Origin of the sequence: Krasilnikovia cinnamomea, from assembly GCF_004217545.1 — a bacterium.
In the GTDB taxonomy this organism is placed as follows: Bacteria; Actinomycetota; Actinomycetes; order Mycobacteriales; family Micromonosporaceae; genus Actinoplanes; species Actinoplanes cinnamomeus.
The window spans coordinates 5,237,545-5,252,904 of the sequence record NZ_SHKY01000001.1 but is presented as its reverse complement, the minus strand read 5'-3'; the positions used below and the strand labels follow the sequence as shown (position 1 = coordinate 5,252,904).

Genomic DNA, 15,360 nt, shown 5'->3' with positions numbered 1-15,360 from the left:
GATCGGTCAGGACCGATCGATGGTCAGCGCAGCGTCACGACCTCCGGCGCACTCACGTCGATCGTGTTCTCGGGGCGCTTGAGCAACGCCGTCGACACCGTCGCCTTGGTCGCGCTCTGCGTCTCGTCACCCCAGATGATCGTGCGGTGCCCGCGCAGCTCCAGCCGGATCTGCGCCGGCGCCCGTACGGAGATCTCCACCAGTTGCTCGCGCAGCTCGTCGGTGAGCGCGGACAGCACGGTCAACGCCGAACGCGTGTTCACGTCCTGCGGCCCGGGCGCGGCGAGCCGGGCCAGCGGCAGCCCCGACGGCGCCGCCGACACCGTCCGGTACGCCACCCCGGCACCGTCGATCAACGTGAACCGGTCCCGCCCCGCCGCGACGGCGGCCACCGGGCGCCGCTCCACCACCTGGATCTCGATCGTGGCGGGCCAGGACCGCGACACCACCGCCCGGTCCACCGGCGCCAGGGCCTGCACCCGGGCCCGCACCGCGTCCAGATCCACCCTGGCCAGCGGGGCGCGCATCGACACCGCCGCCGCCTGCTCCACCTGCGCCGTGGTCAGCGTCTCGGTGCCCACCACCCGCACCTCGCGCACGCCCAGCAGGGAGGTCCCGTACACCATCCAGACCAGCAGGCCGAGCACCCCGACGACCCCGGCGCCCACCGCCCAGGGCAGCACCGCGCGCAGCCTGCGGCGACGCGCCCGCGCCATGAACCGCCGCACCGACGACGGCACGGCGTCCGTATCCGCCCGCACCAGCCGCCAGTTGCGGCCCTCGCCCGCGACGTTCTTGCCTTGGATCTTGGAGGAGCGGCCGCCGGGCACCGGGCTACCGCCCGTCGGCCTCGGCCAGCGCCGCCAGCAGCTCGTCGCCCATCAGGGAGATCGGCGGCGCACCCATGGTGACCACCACATCGCCCGGGCGGCTGCGGCGCACCACCTCGGCGGGGACGTCCGCCCAGGACGGCACGAACACCTTGCGGTCGTCGGGCAGGTCGATCGCCGCGGTCAGCGCCACCCCGCCCTCGCCCGGCCCGCGCACCTCGCCCGGGCCGAACACCTCCATCACCACGACCTCGTCGGCCAGCGCCAGCCCCTCGGCGAGCTCGGCCTGCAGATCCCGGGTCCGGTACACCCGGTACGGCTGGAACACCACGACCAGCCGCCCGTCGCCCGCCACCTCCCGCAGCGTGCGCAGCGCCGCCGTCACCGAGGTCGGGTGGTACGCGTACTCGTCGTACACCCGTACCCCGGCCGCGTTGCCCTTGCGCTCGAAGCGCCGCCGCACCCCCGGGAAGGAGGCCAGCGCCTCGGCGATCGAGCCGAAGCCGATGCCCAGCTTCAGCGCCGTGAGCACGGCCGCCGCGCTGTTCAGCCCCATGTGCAGGCCGGGCAGCGCCAGGTGCAGCTCGCCCAGCGGCTTGCCCTCCAGGAACGCCTCGTAGCGCACCCCCTGCACGGTCGAGGCCACCCCGGCGATGCGCAGGGTCGCGTCGGCGGACTCCCCGTACGTGAAGACCGTGCGGCCCCGCTCCCGCAGCGCCGCGATCAGCTCGGCCACGCCGGGGTCGTCGGCGCAGGTCACCACGAACCCGTCGGCGTCGGTCAGCTCCGCGAACTGCAGGAAGCCCGCCTTGAGCCCGGCCAGGTCGCCCCAGTTGTTGAGGTGGTCCGCCTCGATGTTCGTGACGATGGCGACGTGCGGGCGGTAGATGAGGAACGACTTGTCGCTCTCGTCGGCCTCGGCCACGAAGTGCGGCCCGGTGCCGTGGTGGCCGTTGGATCCGGCCTCGGAGATCTCCCCGCCGATGACGAACGACGGGTCCTGCCCGGCGTGCTGCAGGATCACCGTCATGATCGAGGTGGTGGTGGTCTTGCCGTGGGTGCCGGCCACCGCGATCGTCTGGCGGTTGGTCATGGCCGCGGCGAGCGCCTCGGAGCGGTGCAGCACCCGCAGCCCGCGGCGGCGCGCCTCGACCAGCTCCAGATGGTCCTGCGGGATCGCGGTGGAGTAGACGACGGTGTCGACGCCGTCCAGGTTGGACGCCTCGTGGCTCATGTGGACCGTGCCGCCCAGGGCGCGCAGCGCGGCCAGGGCCGGCCATTCGCGCAGCTCGCTGCCGGAGACCGGCACCCCCCGGGTGAGCAGCAGCCGGGCCAGCCCGCCCATGCCCACCCCGCCGATGCCGATCAGGTGCACCGTGCCGAGGTCCTCGGCGGTCAACCCGCCGGCCGGCGTCAGCTCCGCCGCGTTCACAGCTCCACTCCCCAAGCTCCCCGGTCACTCATCGCCCGGCCACCGCCTGGCAGATCAAATCCACTCATCGCCCGGCCACCGCCTGGCAGACGAAATCCAGCAGCGCCTCGTCGCCGTCGCGGCGACCGTACGCGCTGGCGGCCGTGCCCATCGCGGCGAGCCGCTGCGGGTCACGGGCCAGCGGGATCACCGTACGCTCCACCCAGTCCGGGCTCAGCTCCGCGTTGTCCACCAGCAGCCCGCCGCCCGCCTCGACCACCGGCCCGGCGTTGCGCCGCTGCTCCTGGTTGCTGTACGGATACGGAACGTAGATCGCGGGCAGGCCGAGGGCGGTGGTCTCGGCGACCGTGATCGCCCCGCCGCGGCACAGCATGAGGTCGGCGGCGGCGTACCCGAGCTGCATGTCCGACAGGTACGGCACCACCACGTACGGCACCGGCAGGTCGCTGGGCACGTCGAACGGGTCGTTGCGGCCGCCCTGCACGTGCAGCACCTGCACCCCCGCGTGCGACAGCTTCTTCGCCGCCCCGGCCACGGCCAGGTTGATCGTCCGGGCCCCGGAGGAGCCGCCGGAGACGAACAGCACCGGCAGGTCGGGGCGCAGCCCGAAGTGCGCGAGGGCCTCCGGGCGCAGGGCGGGCCGGTCCAGACCGGTGATGGCCGTGCGCAGCGGCACCCCGACCACCCGGGCGTCACGCAGCGACTCCGCGAGCTGCGGCTGGTGCGGGAAACCGACCGCGATGTTCTTGGTGAACTTCATGCCCATCCGGTTCGCCACCCCGGGCGGCACGTTCACCTCGTGCACGACGATCGGCAGCTCGCGCCGCCACGCCGCCAGGTACGCGGGCACGGAGACGTACCCCCCGAAGCCCACCACGACGTCGGCCTCGACCTCGTCGATGACCTTCCCGGCGGCGTGCGCCGACTTGTACATCCGGTCCGGGGTGCGCAGCAGGTCGAGGTTGAGCGCGCGCGGCAACTGAAAGGCGGGGATCACCCGCAGGTCGTAGCCCGCGGGCGGGATCAGCTCGTTCTCCATGCCCTTGGGGCTGCCCAGGGTAGTGATCCGGACCTCGGGGAAGTGCCGGCGCAGGCAGTCGGCGAAGGCCAGCAGCGGGTAGATGTGGCCGCCGGTACCTCCTCCGGCGAGCACGACCGACCGCAGCACACCCATCACCGTCTCCTCTCCCCGTCCGACCGCCCCGCGGACTGACGACGGTCCCTCGCCACCCCGCCCAGCTAAGGTCGGCCCTTCGCCGCGCTCGCGGGCGCCCGGCCCGCCGGTTTCGCGGTGCTCGGGCGGGATGGACCCGGCCGCCGCGGCGGGGGCAGCGGCGGCAGCGGGGCCCAGAGTAGCCGCACCCATCGCGCGGGCGGACGGGCGTGCAGGGCCCGCGCCGCGTCCGGCTCGGCCCGGGCGAACGAGGCCAGGATGCCGATGGCGGCCATCGTCACGACCAGGGCGCTGCCGCCCGCCGAGATGAACGGCAGCGGCAGGCCGGTGATCGGGAGCAGGCCGACCACCCCGCCGATGTTGATGACGGCCTGGGCGACCAGCCAGGTGGTGACGGCGGTCGCGGCGAGGCGGCGGAACGGGTCCTGGACCCGCCGGGCGATCCGGAACCCGGTGTACGCGAGCACCGAGAACAGCGCCAGCACCACCGCGCAGCCCACCACGCCGAGCTCCTCGGCCAGGATCGCGAAGATGAAGTCGTTGTCGGCCTGGGGCAGCCAGTCCCACTTGAGGGCGCTCTTGCCCAGCCCCACGCCGAACCAGCCGCCCTCGTAGATCGCCGAACGCCCCTGCAGCAGCTGGTAGCAGGCGCCGATGGAACAGTTCTCGGGCGGCTGCAGCCAGTTGGCGATCCGGGCGAACCGGTAGTTCGGCTCGCCGACCTTGCCGGACCCGGCGCCACGGGAGGCGGCCGCGATGAGCAGCCCGATGCCGGCGGTGCCCAGCACCCCCAGCGCGGCGAAGACCCGCAGCCGCACCCCGGCGGCCCACAGCAGACCGACGATCAGCGCCAGCAGCACCAGCATGGTGCCCAGGTCGTTGTAGCCGACCAGCACGAACAGCAGCCCGATCACCGGGAACAGCGGCGTGGCCAGCTCACGCCAGTGGCCCAGCGCGGGACCCTTGCGGGCGACGAGGTCCGCACCCCACAGCACCACGCCCAGCTTCGCCAGCTCGGAGGGCTGCACCCCGACCGGGCCGAGGTAGAGCCAGAGCAGCTCGGCGTGCACCGGGCCGATCCGGGGCTCCGCCAGCAGGTTGACCTTCTTCAACGCCATCAGCGCGTCCAGCACCACCAGCAGCACCACGGCCGTGGCCAGCACGTACGTGCCGAGGGTGCGCAGCGTGCGCGCGGGCAGCCGCTGGCAGATCCAGAACCCGAGCAGGCCGAGCAGCGCGTACACCGCCTGCTTGCCGATCATCGAGAAGGCGCTGCCGTGCTGCGCGTACGCCTTGACGCTGGTGGCCGAGAAGACCATGGTCAGGCCGACCAGCAGCAGCAGTCCGGAGCTCGCGATGAGCAGGTAGTACGAGCTGAGCGGCCGGGCCAGCAGCCCGTGCACCGCCGGCAGCAGCTGCCGGCTCAGCGACGGTCGAGTCCGCTGGTCCTCCGCCATGGGATCATCATCGCGGCGTGGGCCCGGCGGACCCGCACACCGAGGGCGCGTGTCGCCGGGAATTGTGAGAGCTATCCCATGACCGCGAGGAAGTCGCTGTAGAACAGACCGAGGCCGATGGCCACGCAGATGCCCGCGACGATCCAGAACCGCACCACGATGTTGACCTCGCTCCAGCCCGCCAGCTCGAAATGGTGCTGCAGCGGCGACATGCGGAACACCCGCTTGCCGGTCGTCTTGAACGAGATGATCTGGATGACCACGGACATCGTGATGATCACGAACAGGCCGCCGATGATGATCGCCAGCAGCGTCGTGCGGGTCGCCATCGCCAGGCCGCCGACGAGCCCGCCCAGGCCGAGCGCGCCCGTGTCACCCATGAAGATCCGCGCCGGTGAGGTGTTCCACCACAGGAAGCCCACGCAGGCCCCGGCCGCGGCGGCCGCGATCATCGCGATCTCCAGCGGGTCGCGCACTTCGTAGCAGTAGGCCGCGCCCTTCGCGTACGTCGTGTCACCGCACCAGTGCCGGTACTGCCAGAACCCGATCAGGGTGTACGCCCCCAGCACCAGGATCGTCGCGCCCGTGGCCAGGCCGTCGAGGCCGTCGGTGAGGTTCACGCCGTTCGACATCGACATGATCACGAAGACGAAGATCAGCACCGAGCCGACCTTGCCGACGTCGAGGAAGCTGATGTCGCGGATGAACGAGATGTGCTCGCTGGCCACGGTCTGGCCGTTGGTGCTGGGCACGTACAGGGCCGCGATGCCGAAGCCCGCGCCGACCAGCAGCTGGCCCAGCAGCTTGCCCTTGGCGCTGAGCCCGCCCGAGTGCCGCCGCCGCACCTTGAGGAAGTCGTCGAGGAAGCCGACGACGCCGCAGAACACGAACAGGCCCAGCAGCACCAGCGCGGTCATGGACGGCGCGACCTGGGCGATCTGCTGCTCGGGCAGGGTGGTCAGCGCGACGTGGCCGGCCACGTATGCCAGCACCGTGGCCACGATGAACGCCACGCCGCCCATCGTCGGCGTGCCCTTCTTGCCCTGGTGTGTCGCCGGGCCCAGGGACCGGATCGGCTGGCCCGCCTTGAGCGCGGTGAACACCCGGATCGCGACCGGGGTACCGAACAGCGAGATGATGAAGGCGACCGCGGCCGCGACGATGACTGCCCTCACGGGCGTACCCCCTCGGGCCGCAGGCTGTCCGCGACCTCCCACGTGCGATATCTCGAACCCTTGACCAGCACCACATCGCCGGGGCGCAGGTCGAGTTCCGCGATGGCGGCCGCCTGGTCGGCGGCGTGCAACCCCTGGCCGGTCCAGGAGCCCACCGTGGCGGCCCCGGCGAGGATCGGGGCGGCCTCGGCCACCGCGATCAGCCGGTCCACGCCCAGCTCGGCGGCCAGCCGCCCGACCTGTTCGTGCCCGGAGCGCTCGTACTCACCCAGCTCGGCCATGTAGCCCAGCACGGCCACCGTGCGCCGCCCGGCGCCCAGGGCCGCGAGCGCGCGCAGCGCGGCCTCGGTGGACGACGGGTTGGCGTTGTACGAGTCGTCGATGACCGTCACGCCGTCGGGCCGGTCGAAGACGTCCATCCGCCGCACCGACGCGATGCCGACCTCGCCGAGCACCGCCGCGACCTGGTCCAACGGCATCCCCGCGGTCAGCGCGACCGCGGCGGCGGCCAGGGTGTTGGAGACCTGGTGGAGGCCCGTGACCGCCAGCCGCACCGGGGCCTTCCGGCCGTCCGCGACCAGCGTGTACGAGGCCCGCCCGCGCGCGTCCAGCGTCACGCCGACCGCCCGCACGTCCGCCTGCTCCGCCTCGCCGAACCGTACGATCCGCGCGCGGGTGCGGCCCGCCATCGCGGCCACCAGCGGATCGTCCGCGTTGAGCACCGCGACCCCGTCGGCGGGCAGCGCCTCGACCAGCTCGCCCTTGGCCTCGGCGGTCCCCTCCACCGAGCCGAACTCGCCGATGTGCGCGGCGCCGATGTTGAGCACCACCCCGATCCGCGGCAGCGCGATCTGCGCCAGGTGCCGGATGTGGCCGACCCCCCGGGCCCCCATCTCCAGCACCAGGAAGCGGGTGTCCGGGCCGGCCTTCAACACCGTGTACGGGTGCCCCAGCTCGTTGTTCAGCGACCCGGGCGGCGCCACGGTGGGCCCGAGCCGGGCCAGCAGCTGCCCGATGAAGTCCTTGGTCGTGGTCTTGCCGGACGAGCCGGTGAGCCCGACGACGGTGAGTGCGTCGAGGCGGTCCACCACCACCCGGGCGAGCCGGGCCAGCGCGACGAGCTGGTCGGCGACCACCACGCCGGGTGCCGCCGTCTCCCGGGTGCCCAGCACCCCGGCCGCGCCCGCGGCCACGGCGGCCGGCGCGAACTCGTGGCCGTCCACCTTCTCCCCCGCGAACGCCACGAACAGCCCGCCCGGGACGAGCTTGCGGGAGTCGAACTCGACCGGGCCGGTGACGCGTGCCCCCGGGTCGGCGCCGACCACCCGGCCGCCCGTCACCTCCGCGATCTCGGCGAGGGTCATGGCGATCACGGGGCGCCACCCGTGCCCGCGCGCGCGGTCAGCGCGGCGGCGAGCTCGATCCGGTCGTCGAACGGCAGCACCTCGCCGCCCACCTCCTGGCCTCGCTCATGTCCCTTGCCCAGCACCGCGACGACGTCGCCCGGGCCGGCGTACCGTACCGCCTCGTCGATCGCGGCGCGACGCCCCGCGACCTCAAGGATCTTGGCGTGGGTTCCGGCCCGCTCCGCGCCCTGCCGGACGGCGGCGCGCACCGCGGCCGGGTCCTCGGTGCGCGGGTTGTCGTCCGTCACGACGAGGATGTCCGCGCCGTGGGCGGCCGCGGCACCCATCAGGGGACGCTTGCCGCGGTCGCGGTCCCCGCCCGCGCCGAGCAGGGCGATCAGCCGCCCGCCCCGGGTGGTGGCCAGTTCCCGCAGGGCGGCCAGCGCGGCGACGATGGCGTCCGGCTTGTGCGCGTAGTCGACGACACCGAGCACCTCGCCGGGCGCCTCGACCCGTTCCAGCCGGCCGGGCACGCCCGGGCAGGCCGCGACGCCGCGGGCGGCCACGGCCGGTTCGACGCCGACCGCGGTCAGCGCTGCGATGGCCAGCAGCGCGTTGGCGACGTTGTGCCGGCCGGGCAGCGCCACCCCGCCCGGTACGTCGACGCCCGGGCCGTGCACGGTGAACTCCTGCCCGAACGCCGACTCCCGCACGTCCGTGGCGTACCAGGTGGCGGCGGGATCGCCCGCCGCCGAGTAGCTGATCGTGGCGGGCTTGAACAGCGGCGTGAGGGCCGCGTCGTCGAGGTTGAGCACCTCGGCGCGGCACCGGCCGTCGAACAGCTTCGCCTTCGCCGCGAAGTAGTCGTCGGAGTCGGCGTGGAAGTCCAGATGGTCCTGACCGAAGTTGGTGTACCCGCCGGCCGCGAAGCGGACCCCGCCGACCCGGCCCAGGCTCAGCGCGTGGCTGGACACCTCCATCACCACGGCCGAGACCCCCTGCTGCACCGCCACGGCCAGCAGCGCGTGCAGGTCGGTGGCCTCCGGGGTGGTGCGCTCGCTGTCGATCACCAGGTCGCCGAGGCGGGTCTCCACCGTGCCGATCAGCGCGGTGCCGAGCCCGGCGGCCCGCAGCCCGGACTCCACCAGGTACGCCGTGGAGGTCTTGCCCGCCGTGCCGGTGATCCCGATCACGGTCAGCGCGGCGGTGGGCTCGCCGTAGATCGCGGACGCGGCGGCCCCGAGCACGGCCCGAGGATCATCGGTCACCAGCACGGGAAGGCCCGCGGCGACCGCGGCTGCCCGGCCCGCGTGATCGGTCAGCACGGCCACCGCTCCGGCCGCGGCGGCCGCGGCGACGAACTCGGCGCCGTGCCGGCGCGCGCCCGGCAACGCCGCGTACAGATCACCGGGGCGCACCTCGCCGCTGGCGTGCGTCACCCCGGTCACGGCCGCGTCCGCGCCGGTCAGCGACGCGGGCAGGAGCGCGGCAAGATCGGCCAGCCGGTACGGGGGAAGGCCCTGGGGACGGGGAATGCCGGACACGGCGTCAGACCCTACCCGCTGTCCGGCACCTCGCCACCAACGCCACAGCCACTACGGATAGATCTTGAACTTGGGTGCCTTCGACCCCGACGGCGGCACCCGGTAGTGGGCCAGGGCGAACGACATCATCTTCTGGAACGCGGGGGCGGCCACCTCGCCGCCGGTGCCGTTGGCCACATCCGCGAAGACCCCGATGACGAAGCGGGGATTGTCCGCGGGCGCCATGCCGATGAACGACCCGGCGTTGTGGCTGGTGTAGCGCCCCTCGACCAGCATCTTGCCGGTGCCGGTCTTGCCCGCCACCCGGTAGCCGTCGACCGCCGCCCGGGTGCCGGTGGCGCCCTTGACGTCCACCACGGCCTCCATCATCGTGCGCAGCTGGCGGGCGACCGCCGGGCTGAGCACCCGGCGGGTCTGCGGCGCGTCGGCCGGGGTGACCGCGCCGGTCGTGCCGGAGATGGTGTCCTTGATCAGGTGCGGCTGCACGTACAGGCCGTCGTTGGCGATCGCCGCGTACCCGGCGGCCATCTGGATGAGGGTGGCGTCGACGCTCATGCCGATCGGCACGGAGCCGGAGGCGGAGCCGCTCCACTGCTCCGGTGCCAGCAGCCGCCCGCTGGCCTCGCCGGGTGTGCCCACGCCGGTCGCCTTGCCCAGGCCGAACTTCTGCTGGTACTCGTACAGCTTCTGCTTGCCGAGGCGGTCGGCGATGAGGATCGTGCCAACGTTCGACGAGTACGCCAGCACCCCCGGCACCGTCAGCTTCGTGCCCCGCGGCTGCGGGTGGGTGTCCGGGAAGCGGGCCCCGCCGCGCATCAGGGCCGGCCCGATCGTGATGCTCGACTCCGGGGTGATGACCCCCTCCTGTAACGCCGCACCCAGCGTGAACACCTTGTGCGTGGAGCCGGGGTCGGCCACCACGCTGCTGGCCACGTCGTCGCGGTCGGCCGGCTTGGCGTCGAACGGCTTCGCCGCGTTGTACGCCGGGTAGCTCGCCTGGGCGAGCACCTCGCCGGTCTGCACGTCGAGCACCACGGCGGCGCCGATGGTGGCGTTGACCCGCCGCATGTCGTCGCTGAGGAACCGCTGCACCTCGAACTGCAGGTCCCGGTCGATGGTCAGCTGCAGCGAGGTACCGGGCTGCGCCGGCGTCTCGCGGTGGTAGCCGCCCGGGATCTCCTTGGCCAGCTGCCCCGCGTCCACCCCGGGGTTGCCGCGCTCGAAGACCCGCTCGCCGTCGGTGCCGCTGAGCAGATCGTCGTAGCGGGCCTCGAGTCCCTCCAGGCCGGTGTGGTCCTCGCCGGTGAAGCCGATGAGGTTCGCGGCCAGGTCCGCGCCGGGGACGTCGCGCCGCTCGTCGCGGTCGGAGTTGATGCCGCTCAGCTTCATGGCGTCGATCCGGTCCGCGACGGAGATGTCCACGCCCCGGGCCAGGTACTGGAAGCGCGACCAGCCACCGAACGGGCTCTTCTTGCGCGCCATGAGCTGCATCAGTTTCGACGGGGCGATACCGAGCAGCGGCGAGAGCCGGGCGGCGGCCTCCGCCGGCTTCTTGACCAGCTCCGGGTCGGCGTAGATGTAACGCGCCTCGACGCTGTGCGCCAGCACCGCGCCGGAGCGGTCCAGGATGCTGCCGCGCGGTGCGGGCAGCACGACCTCGGCCAGCCGGTTGTTGCGCTGCTCGAGCAGCTTGTGCGCGTCGGCGGGCGACTCCATCACCTGCATGGTGACCAGCCGGACGCCGATGGTCACGAACAGCGACAGCGCCAGGACCGTGCCCAGCCGCAGCCGCCGGGTGCTGTTGGCCAGCTTCGGCGGCTCCGGCGGCACGGGGGCGACGGGACGCTTGGGCGCGTACCGGGCGGCGTTGGCGGGCCGCCCGCGCGCGGTCCGCCGTGGTGCGGGCGCGACGGGGCGCTCCCGATCGTTGCCGCCGGTACGCCGGGCCGTCGCCCGCTGCCGCTCCCCGCCCGCCGTGCCGCGGCCTCGCGCCGTGCGGCCGTTCGCGGACCGGGGCGCGGCCTCGGCCGGTTCGGCGGCGCGGTCGCGTGGCACCCGCCGGGCGACCGCGTCGTCGCCGCGCCCGCGCTGCCGGCGGCGGGCGCCACCCTCGTCATCGCCCTGCCGGCGGGAGCCACCATCGTCGCGCTGCTCACGCCCGGCCGCAGCATCGGCGCCGGACTCGCGCTGCTTCCGCCGGCGGACCGGGCCGTCGTCACCGCGCGGCTGGCGGCGGGCCAGGCCGTCGTCGCCGCGCTGGCGACGGGCCGGGCCGTCGTCGTTGTGGGGCGGCTGGCGACGGGCCGGGCCGTCGTCGCCGCGCTGGCGACGGGCCGGGCCGTCGTCGTTGTGGGGCGGCTGGCGACGGGCCGGGCCGTCGTCGCCCTCGCGCGGGGGGTGGCGGGGGGAGCCGTCGTCGCCGCGGCGGCGCGGGGTCGGCTGGCCGTCGTCGAGCACCTGGAGGGCGGGCCGGAACGGATCCGTCGTGCGCCCGGTACGGGGGCTGCGGGTGCGCTGGTCGCTCTCCCGGACCGTGCGGCCCCGGGGCGTGTAGGCGCGGGCGTCGCCGATGCCGGTGAAGCCGGGATCGGCCTCGCGCCCCTCCGTCGGCTGGTCACGAGAAGCGCCGCGCCGGGGCTGTGGGCCCCGGCGCGGCGGCTCGTCGGCACGTGGTGGCATCCGGACTACCGCCCGGTGCCCGGCGCGCTGTTCTGCCCGCCACCCTGCGACAGGCCGGTGGCGCCGGTGACGGTCCGCGCCTTCGCCGTGGCGGGGTCGGCGGCCTTGCCCGGCTGCTGGGCGGTGACCGCGGGCTCGCCGTTACCCGGCTTCGGCACCCCGATGATCTTGCCGTCGGGCAGCCGGATGTACGCGGGCGTGTCCGCCTTGACCAGACCGAGACGGCGGGCCGCCGCGTCCAGGTTGCCGGTGCTCTCGTACCCGGCGATCTGGTTCTCCAGCTGCTGCTGGTGTGCGTCCATGCGCGCCTTCTCGTCCTGCAGGCGGCTGATCCGGAACGTGTTCTCGTTGGTCTTGGTGTTGATCACCAGGATGCCGAGCACACCCGCGACCACGAGCGCGACGACCACCACGGCGAACGGCGCACGGGGCGCCCGGATCGGCGCCGGCGGGGCCACCCGCAGCCGCGGCGCGGCCGTGACCTCGGTGGCCCGCACGGGCTGCGCCCGGTCCAGCTTGAGCGCGGCCGTACCCTGCGTCGGCGCCGTGCCCCGGCCGACGTCCTTCGCGCGGGTGGTGGCCGCCTCGGCCCGGGTCGCACCGCGGGTCGTGCCCCGCGCCGGCTGGCGGCGCTCCCCCCGGGCACCGCTGCGGGCACCGTCGATCGCGGTCGCGGGCGTACGACGCTCGGCGCCCGTGCGCTGCGTCCCGATCCGCCCCGCGGTCCGGCCCCCCGACCGCGGCGTCATGCGCTCGCTCATGTTCCCTCCCCCTCCTGCTGTCTGCGCGGGCGCAACCGGCCCAGCCCCCCGTGCGTCGCCGACATCCGGGGCCGTTCGCGGGCGGCACCCGATGCCTGGCTCTGGTCGTCGATCCGTTCCACCGCGCGCAGCTTCACCGACGCGGCGCGCGGGTTCTCCGCCACCTCCGCCTCGGTCGGCGGCTCCGACCCGCGGGTCAGCGACCGCAGCGTCGGTCCCGTTCCGGGCAGTTCGACCGGCAGGTCGATCGGCCCGGTGCTGCGTGTCCGCGCGGCGATGGCGCGTTTGACGATCCGGTCCTCCAACGACTGATACGACATCACCACCAGGCGCCCCTTGGGCGCCAGCAAGTCCAATGCGGCCGGTACGGCCGCCTCCACCGCGGCGAGTTCGCCGTTTACCTCGATCCGGAGCGCTTGAAACGTTCGCTTCGCGGGGTTGCCCCCCGTACGCCGGGCGGCGGCCGGGATGGCGTCCCGGACGAGATCGGCGAGGAACGACGACGAGCTGATCCGGCCTTTGCTCCGCTCCCGCACGATCGCCGAGACGATCCGCGAGGCGAACTTCTCCTCGCCGTACTCCCGCAGGATCCGGACCAGGTCACCGGGCTGGTAGCCGTTCACGACCTCCTCGGCCGTGATGCCACGGCTCTGGTCCATCCGCATGTCCAGCGGAGCGTCCCGCGAGTAGGCGAACCCGCGGTCGGGCTCGTCGAGCTGGAGCGAGGAGACTCCCAGGTCGAACAGGCCACTGTGGAACGTCGGCAGACCGAGGTCCGCCAGCACGTCCGGCAGCTCGTCGTAGACGGCATGGATCAGATGCGTACGGTCGGCGAAGCGGGCCAGCCGGTGGCGGGAGTGCGCGAGCGCCTCCGGGTCGCGGTCCAGTCCGATGAGGACCGCGTGCGGATACCGTTCGAGCACCGCCTCGGCGTGCCCGCCGAGGCCCAGCGTGAAGTCGACGTGGGTGGCCTGTGGACGGTCCAGGGCGGGGGCGAGCAACTCGAGGCACCGCTCGAGCAGCACGGGCACGTGCGTGCCCCGAAGCTCCCCCATGTCGACCCCCATTGCCCTGCTCATTTCCACGTCCACCCGGTCGCCCGGTCGTCTTCCGTACCGCCAGATCCCCATCCGCTCGTGCCCTGACGTGGGCGCGCCCGACCCCGGACACGCGCCTGGCGCCGGGGAAGAGGCGCCAGGAGCGGGAGCGGCTGGAGATCTCGCAGTACGGCGGCAGCGACGTCCGAGCCGCCTGTACGGCCCGCACCCGGTGACGCCCTACAGTCCGCCGGGCAGCACCCCCTCCTCGATGTCGGCGAATTCGTCCTCACTCGCCGAGAGGTACTGCTCCCAGGACTGCTTGTCCCAGATCTCCACCCGGGTGCTCGCCCCGATCACCACGAGCTCGCGGTTGAGTCCCGCGTACTCCCGCAGGTGGGCGGGGATGGTGACCCGCCCCTGTTTGTCGGGCACCTCGTCGTGCGCGCTGGCGAAGAACACCCGGCTGTACGCCCGGGCGGCCTTGTGTGTCACCGGCTGCTCGCGCAGTTGCCCCGCGATCCGCTGGAACTCGGGCATCGGGAAGACGTAGAGACAGCGCTCCTGCCCCTTGGTGATCACGACACCTCCCGCCAGCTCGTCCCGGAACTTGGCCGGGAGGATCAGCCGGCCCTTGTCGTCGAGGCGTGGCGTGTGCGTGCCGAGGAACATCGGCGCCCACCCCCCGCCCCTTGGCGGTTTCGCGGTCCGCCGTTCGCTCGGGCCGGCAAGTCCTCCAGGGAGACGTCCCACCCGGTGTCAATTCACCCGGGGGTGTCCTGTCCACCTGAAGCCGGTCGCTCGTCGGCCCTGCCACTGCGCTCCACTCTACTCCACTTCCCTCCACCCGCAACCGGAATGCCGCGCTTCGCGAGCCCGGTTCGCAGATGAATGCGCACGTCAGAGGCGTGGACGTGTGGTGGAGGGCGGAACAGCCGTTCGGGTGGATCAAGTTTCCGACATGCGGCTCAGTCGGGCATAAAATCCCCCCGAATCAGGCTCTTCGGAGGGTGCGAAACGCCCACTTGCGCCACTCGGGGAGGAAAGTGGAGGGCCGCACACGACAGTGGGGCGTGACCCGAACCGGGTCACGCCCCACTGAATGTCGTGGTGCCAGGGGCACCGCTACCTCACACGGCGATGCGCCGCACGACGTAGTTCTTGCTCCAGATCTTGTGCTTGCCCACCCGCTTGCCAGACCTCGGCGAGTCCCAGATGTAGCCACCGCCGGCGTAAATGCCCGCGTGGTAACCGTGGGAGCCCGACCGGAAGACGATCAAGTCGCCGATCTGCTTGTTCGACTTGTTGATCTTCTTGCCGTACCGCTGCTGGTCGTTGGCCCGGTGCGGCAGCTTCTTGCCGGCCGCCTTGCGGTACACGTACTGGGTGTAGCCCGAGCAGTCGAAGCGCTTGGGACCCGAGGCGCCGAACTTGTACAGCGCGCCCCGGTGCCGCTTGGCCTCGGCCAGGATCTTCGACCCGCTGGCCTTCACGGTGATCCTGACGGCCCGCGTGGTGGTGCTGCGGTAGCTGCCCGCCCCCGTGAACTGGGAACGGAACCAGCTGGTCGTGGACGGAGTGGTGCGGAACGTGGCGGACCCCTGGGAGTTCAGGCGATGGATCGCCAGGGTCTTCCACTTGCCGTTGCGCTTGGCCTGCAGGCGTACCGAGCCCGTGGTCACGGCCTTGCCGGTACGGGGGTCGAGCACCCGCGCCGTCACGGAGACGGCCTGGCCCCACTTGATCGTGCGCTTGTTGACCCTCTCGGTGAGCCTGGGCGTCACCACCGTCTGAGCGGCCCCGTCGGTGACGGGGGTGGTGGTGGCCGCTACGGCCGGCGTGGCGACTAGCTGGCCGGCGCAGAGGCAGAGACCCAGGGACAGGGCGAGGGTGCCGGTGCCGACGGACATGCGGCGGCCCCGGCT

12 protein-coding genes are annotated in these 15,360 nt (G+C 73.3%); all 12 read right to left on the bottom strand.

All coding sequences use genetic code 11. The annotated features are described in order from the left end of the window. Positions 1–23 precede the first annotated feature (23 nt). The 12 genes from EV385_RS24040 to EV385_RS23985 all read right to left on the bottom strand — a co-directional run bounded on the left by EV385_RS24040 (position 24) and on the right by EV385_RS23985 (position 15,345). Entirely contained in the window at positions 24–830 is an 807-nt protein-coding gene (locus EV385_RS24040; protein ID WP_242625043.1) for a cell division protein FtsQ/DivIB, read from the bottom strand. 4 nt (positions 831–834) lie between these two features. Next, positions 835–2,262, bottom strand: a complete 1,428-nt coding sequence (gene murC / locus EV385_RS24035) for a UDP-N-acetylmuramate--L-alanine ligase (RefSeq protein ID WP_130511508.1) — start codon at positions 2,260–2,262, stop codon at positions 835–837. A gap of 64 nt (positions 2,263–2,326) precedes the next feature. Beyond that, complete coding sequence (gene murG, locus EV385_RS24030; RefSeq protein WP_130511507.1) at positions 2,327–3,436, bottom strand: undecaprenyldiphospho-muramoylpentapeptide beta-N-acetylglucosaminyltransferase; 1,110 nt, start codon at positions 3,434–3,436, stop codon at positions 2,327–2,329. A gap of 65 nt (positions 3,437–3,501) precedes the next feature. Next, positions 3,502–4,893 (bottom strand): FtsW/RodA/SpoVE family cell cycle protein, encoded by a 1,392-nt coding sequence (locus EV385_RS24025; protein WP_130511506.1) that lies wholly within the window; start codon positions 4,891–4,893, stop codon positions 3,502–3,504. Between the two features lie 71 nt (positions 4,894–4,964). Then, positions 4,965–6,068 (bottom strand): phospho-N-acetylmuramoyl-pentapeptide-transferase, encoded by a 1,104-nt coding sequence (mraY, locus tag EV385_RS24020; protein ID WP_130511505.1) that lies wholly within the window; start codon positions 6,066–6,068, stop codon positions 4,965–4,967. Next, positions 6,065–7,441: a UDP-N-acetylmuramoyl-tripeptide--D-alanyl-D-alanine ligase gene (locus EV385_RS24015; RefSeq protein ID WP_130511504.1), complete on the bottom strand. Its 1,377-nt coding sequence runs from the start codon at positions 7,439–7,441 to the stop codon at positions 6,065–6,067. The genes mraY and EV385_RS24015 overlap by 4 nt, the downstream gene beginning before the upstream one ends. Next, on the bottom strand, positions 7,438–8,958 hold the full coding sequence (locus EV385_RS24010) for a UDP-N-acetylmuramoyl-L-alanyl-D-glutamate--2,6-diaminopimelate ligase (RefSeq protein WP_130511503.1): 1,521 nt from the start codon (positions 8,956–8,958) through the stop codon (positions 7,438–7,440). The genes EV385_RS24015 and EV385_RS24010 overlap by 4 nt, the downstream gene beginning before the upstream one ends. Positions 8,959–9,009: 51 nt before the next feature. Then, the gene (locus tag EV385_RS24005; RefSeq protein ID WP_130511502.1) at positions 9,010–11,637 is read right to left on the bottom strand and encodes a penicillin-binding transpeptidase domain-containing protein; all 2,628 of its coding nucleotides are present in this window, start codon (positions 11,635–11,637) and stop codon (positions 9,010–9,012) included. 5 nt (positions 11,638–11,642) lie between these two features. After that, positions 11,643–12,398 (bottom strand): cell division protein FtsL, encoded by a 756-nt coding sequence (ftsL, locus tag EV385_RS24000; protein ID WP_207229913.1) that lies wholly within the window; start codon positions 12,396–12,398, stop codon positions 11,643–11,645. After that, positions 12,395–13,453, bottom strand: a complete 1,059-nt coding sequence (gene rsmH, locus EV385_RS23995; protein ID WP_207230134.1) for a 16S rRNA (cytosine(1402)-N(4))-methyltransferase RsmH — start codon at positions 13,451–13,453, stop codon at positions 12,395–12,397. Before rsmH ends, ftsL begins: the two co-directional genes overlap by 4 nt. A gap of 222 nt (positions 13,454–13,675) precedes the next feature. Next, positions 13,676–14,107, bottom strand: coding sequence for a division/cell wall cluster transcriptional repressor MraZ (gene mraZ, locus EV385_RS23990; RefSeq protein ID WP_130511501.1), 432 nt, complete (start codon positions 14,105–14,107; stop codon positions 13,676–13,678). A gap of 458 nt (positions 14,108–14,565) precedes the next feature. Continuing rightward, positions 14,566–15,345, bottom strand: coding sequence for a C40 family peptidase (locus EV385_RS23985; protein ID WP_130511500.1), 780 nt, complete (start codon positions 15,343–15,345; stop codon positions 14,566–14,568). Positions 15,346–15,360: the final 15 nt, after the last annotated feature.

Coding starts and splice junctions, on each gene's coding strand:
- mraZ (WP_130511501.1), bottom strand. CDS start 14,107: ATGTTCCTCGGCACGCACACGCCACGCCTCGACGACAAGGGCCGGCTG.
- EV385_RS24025 (WP_130511506.1), bottom strand. CDS start 4,893: ATGGCGGAGGACCAGCGGACTCGACCGTCGCTGAGCCGGCAGCTGCTG.
- rsmH (WP_207230134.1), bottom strand. CDS start 13,453: ATGGGGGAGCTTCGGGGCACGCACGTGCCCGTGCTGCTCGAGCGGTGC.
- ftsL (WP_207229913.1), bottom strand. CDS start 12,398: ATGAGCGAGCGCATGACGCCGCGGTCGGGGGGCCGGACCGCGGGGCGG.
- EV385_RS23985 (WP_130511500.1), bottom strand. CDS start 15,345: ATGTCCGTCGGCACCGGCACCCTCGCCCTGTCCCTGGGTCTCTGCCTC.
- EV385_RS24005 (WP_130511502.1), bottom strand. CDS start 11,637: ATGCCACCACGTGCCGACGAGCCGCCGCGCCGGGGCCCACAGCCCCGG.
- murG (WP_130511507.1), bottom strand. CDS start 3,436: ATGGGTGTGCTGCGGTCGGTCGTGCTCGCCGGAGGAGGTACCGGCGGC.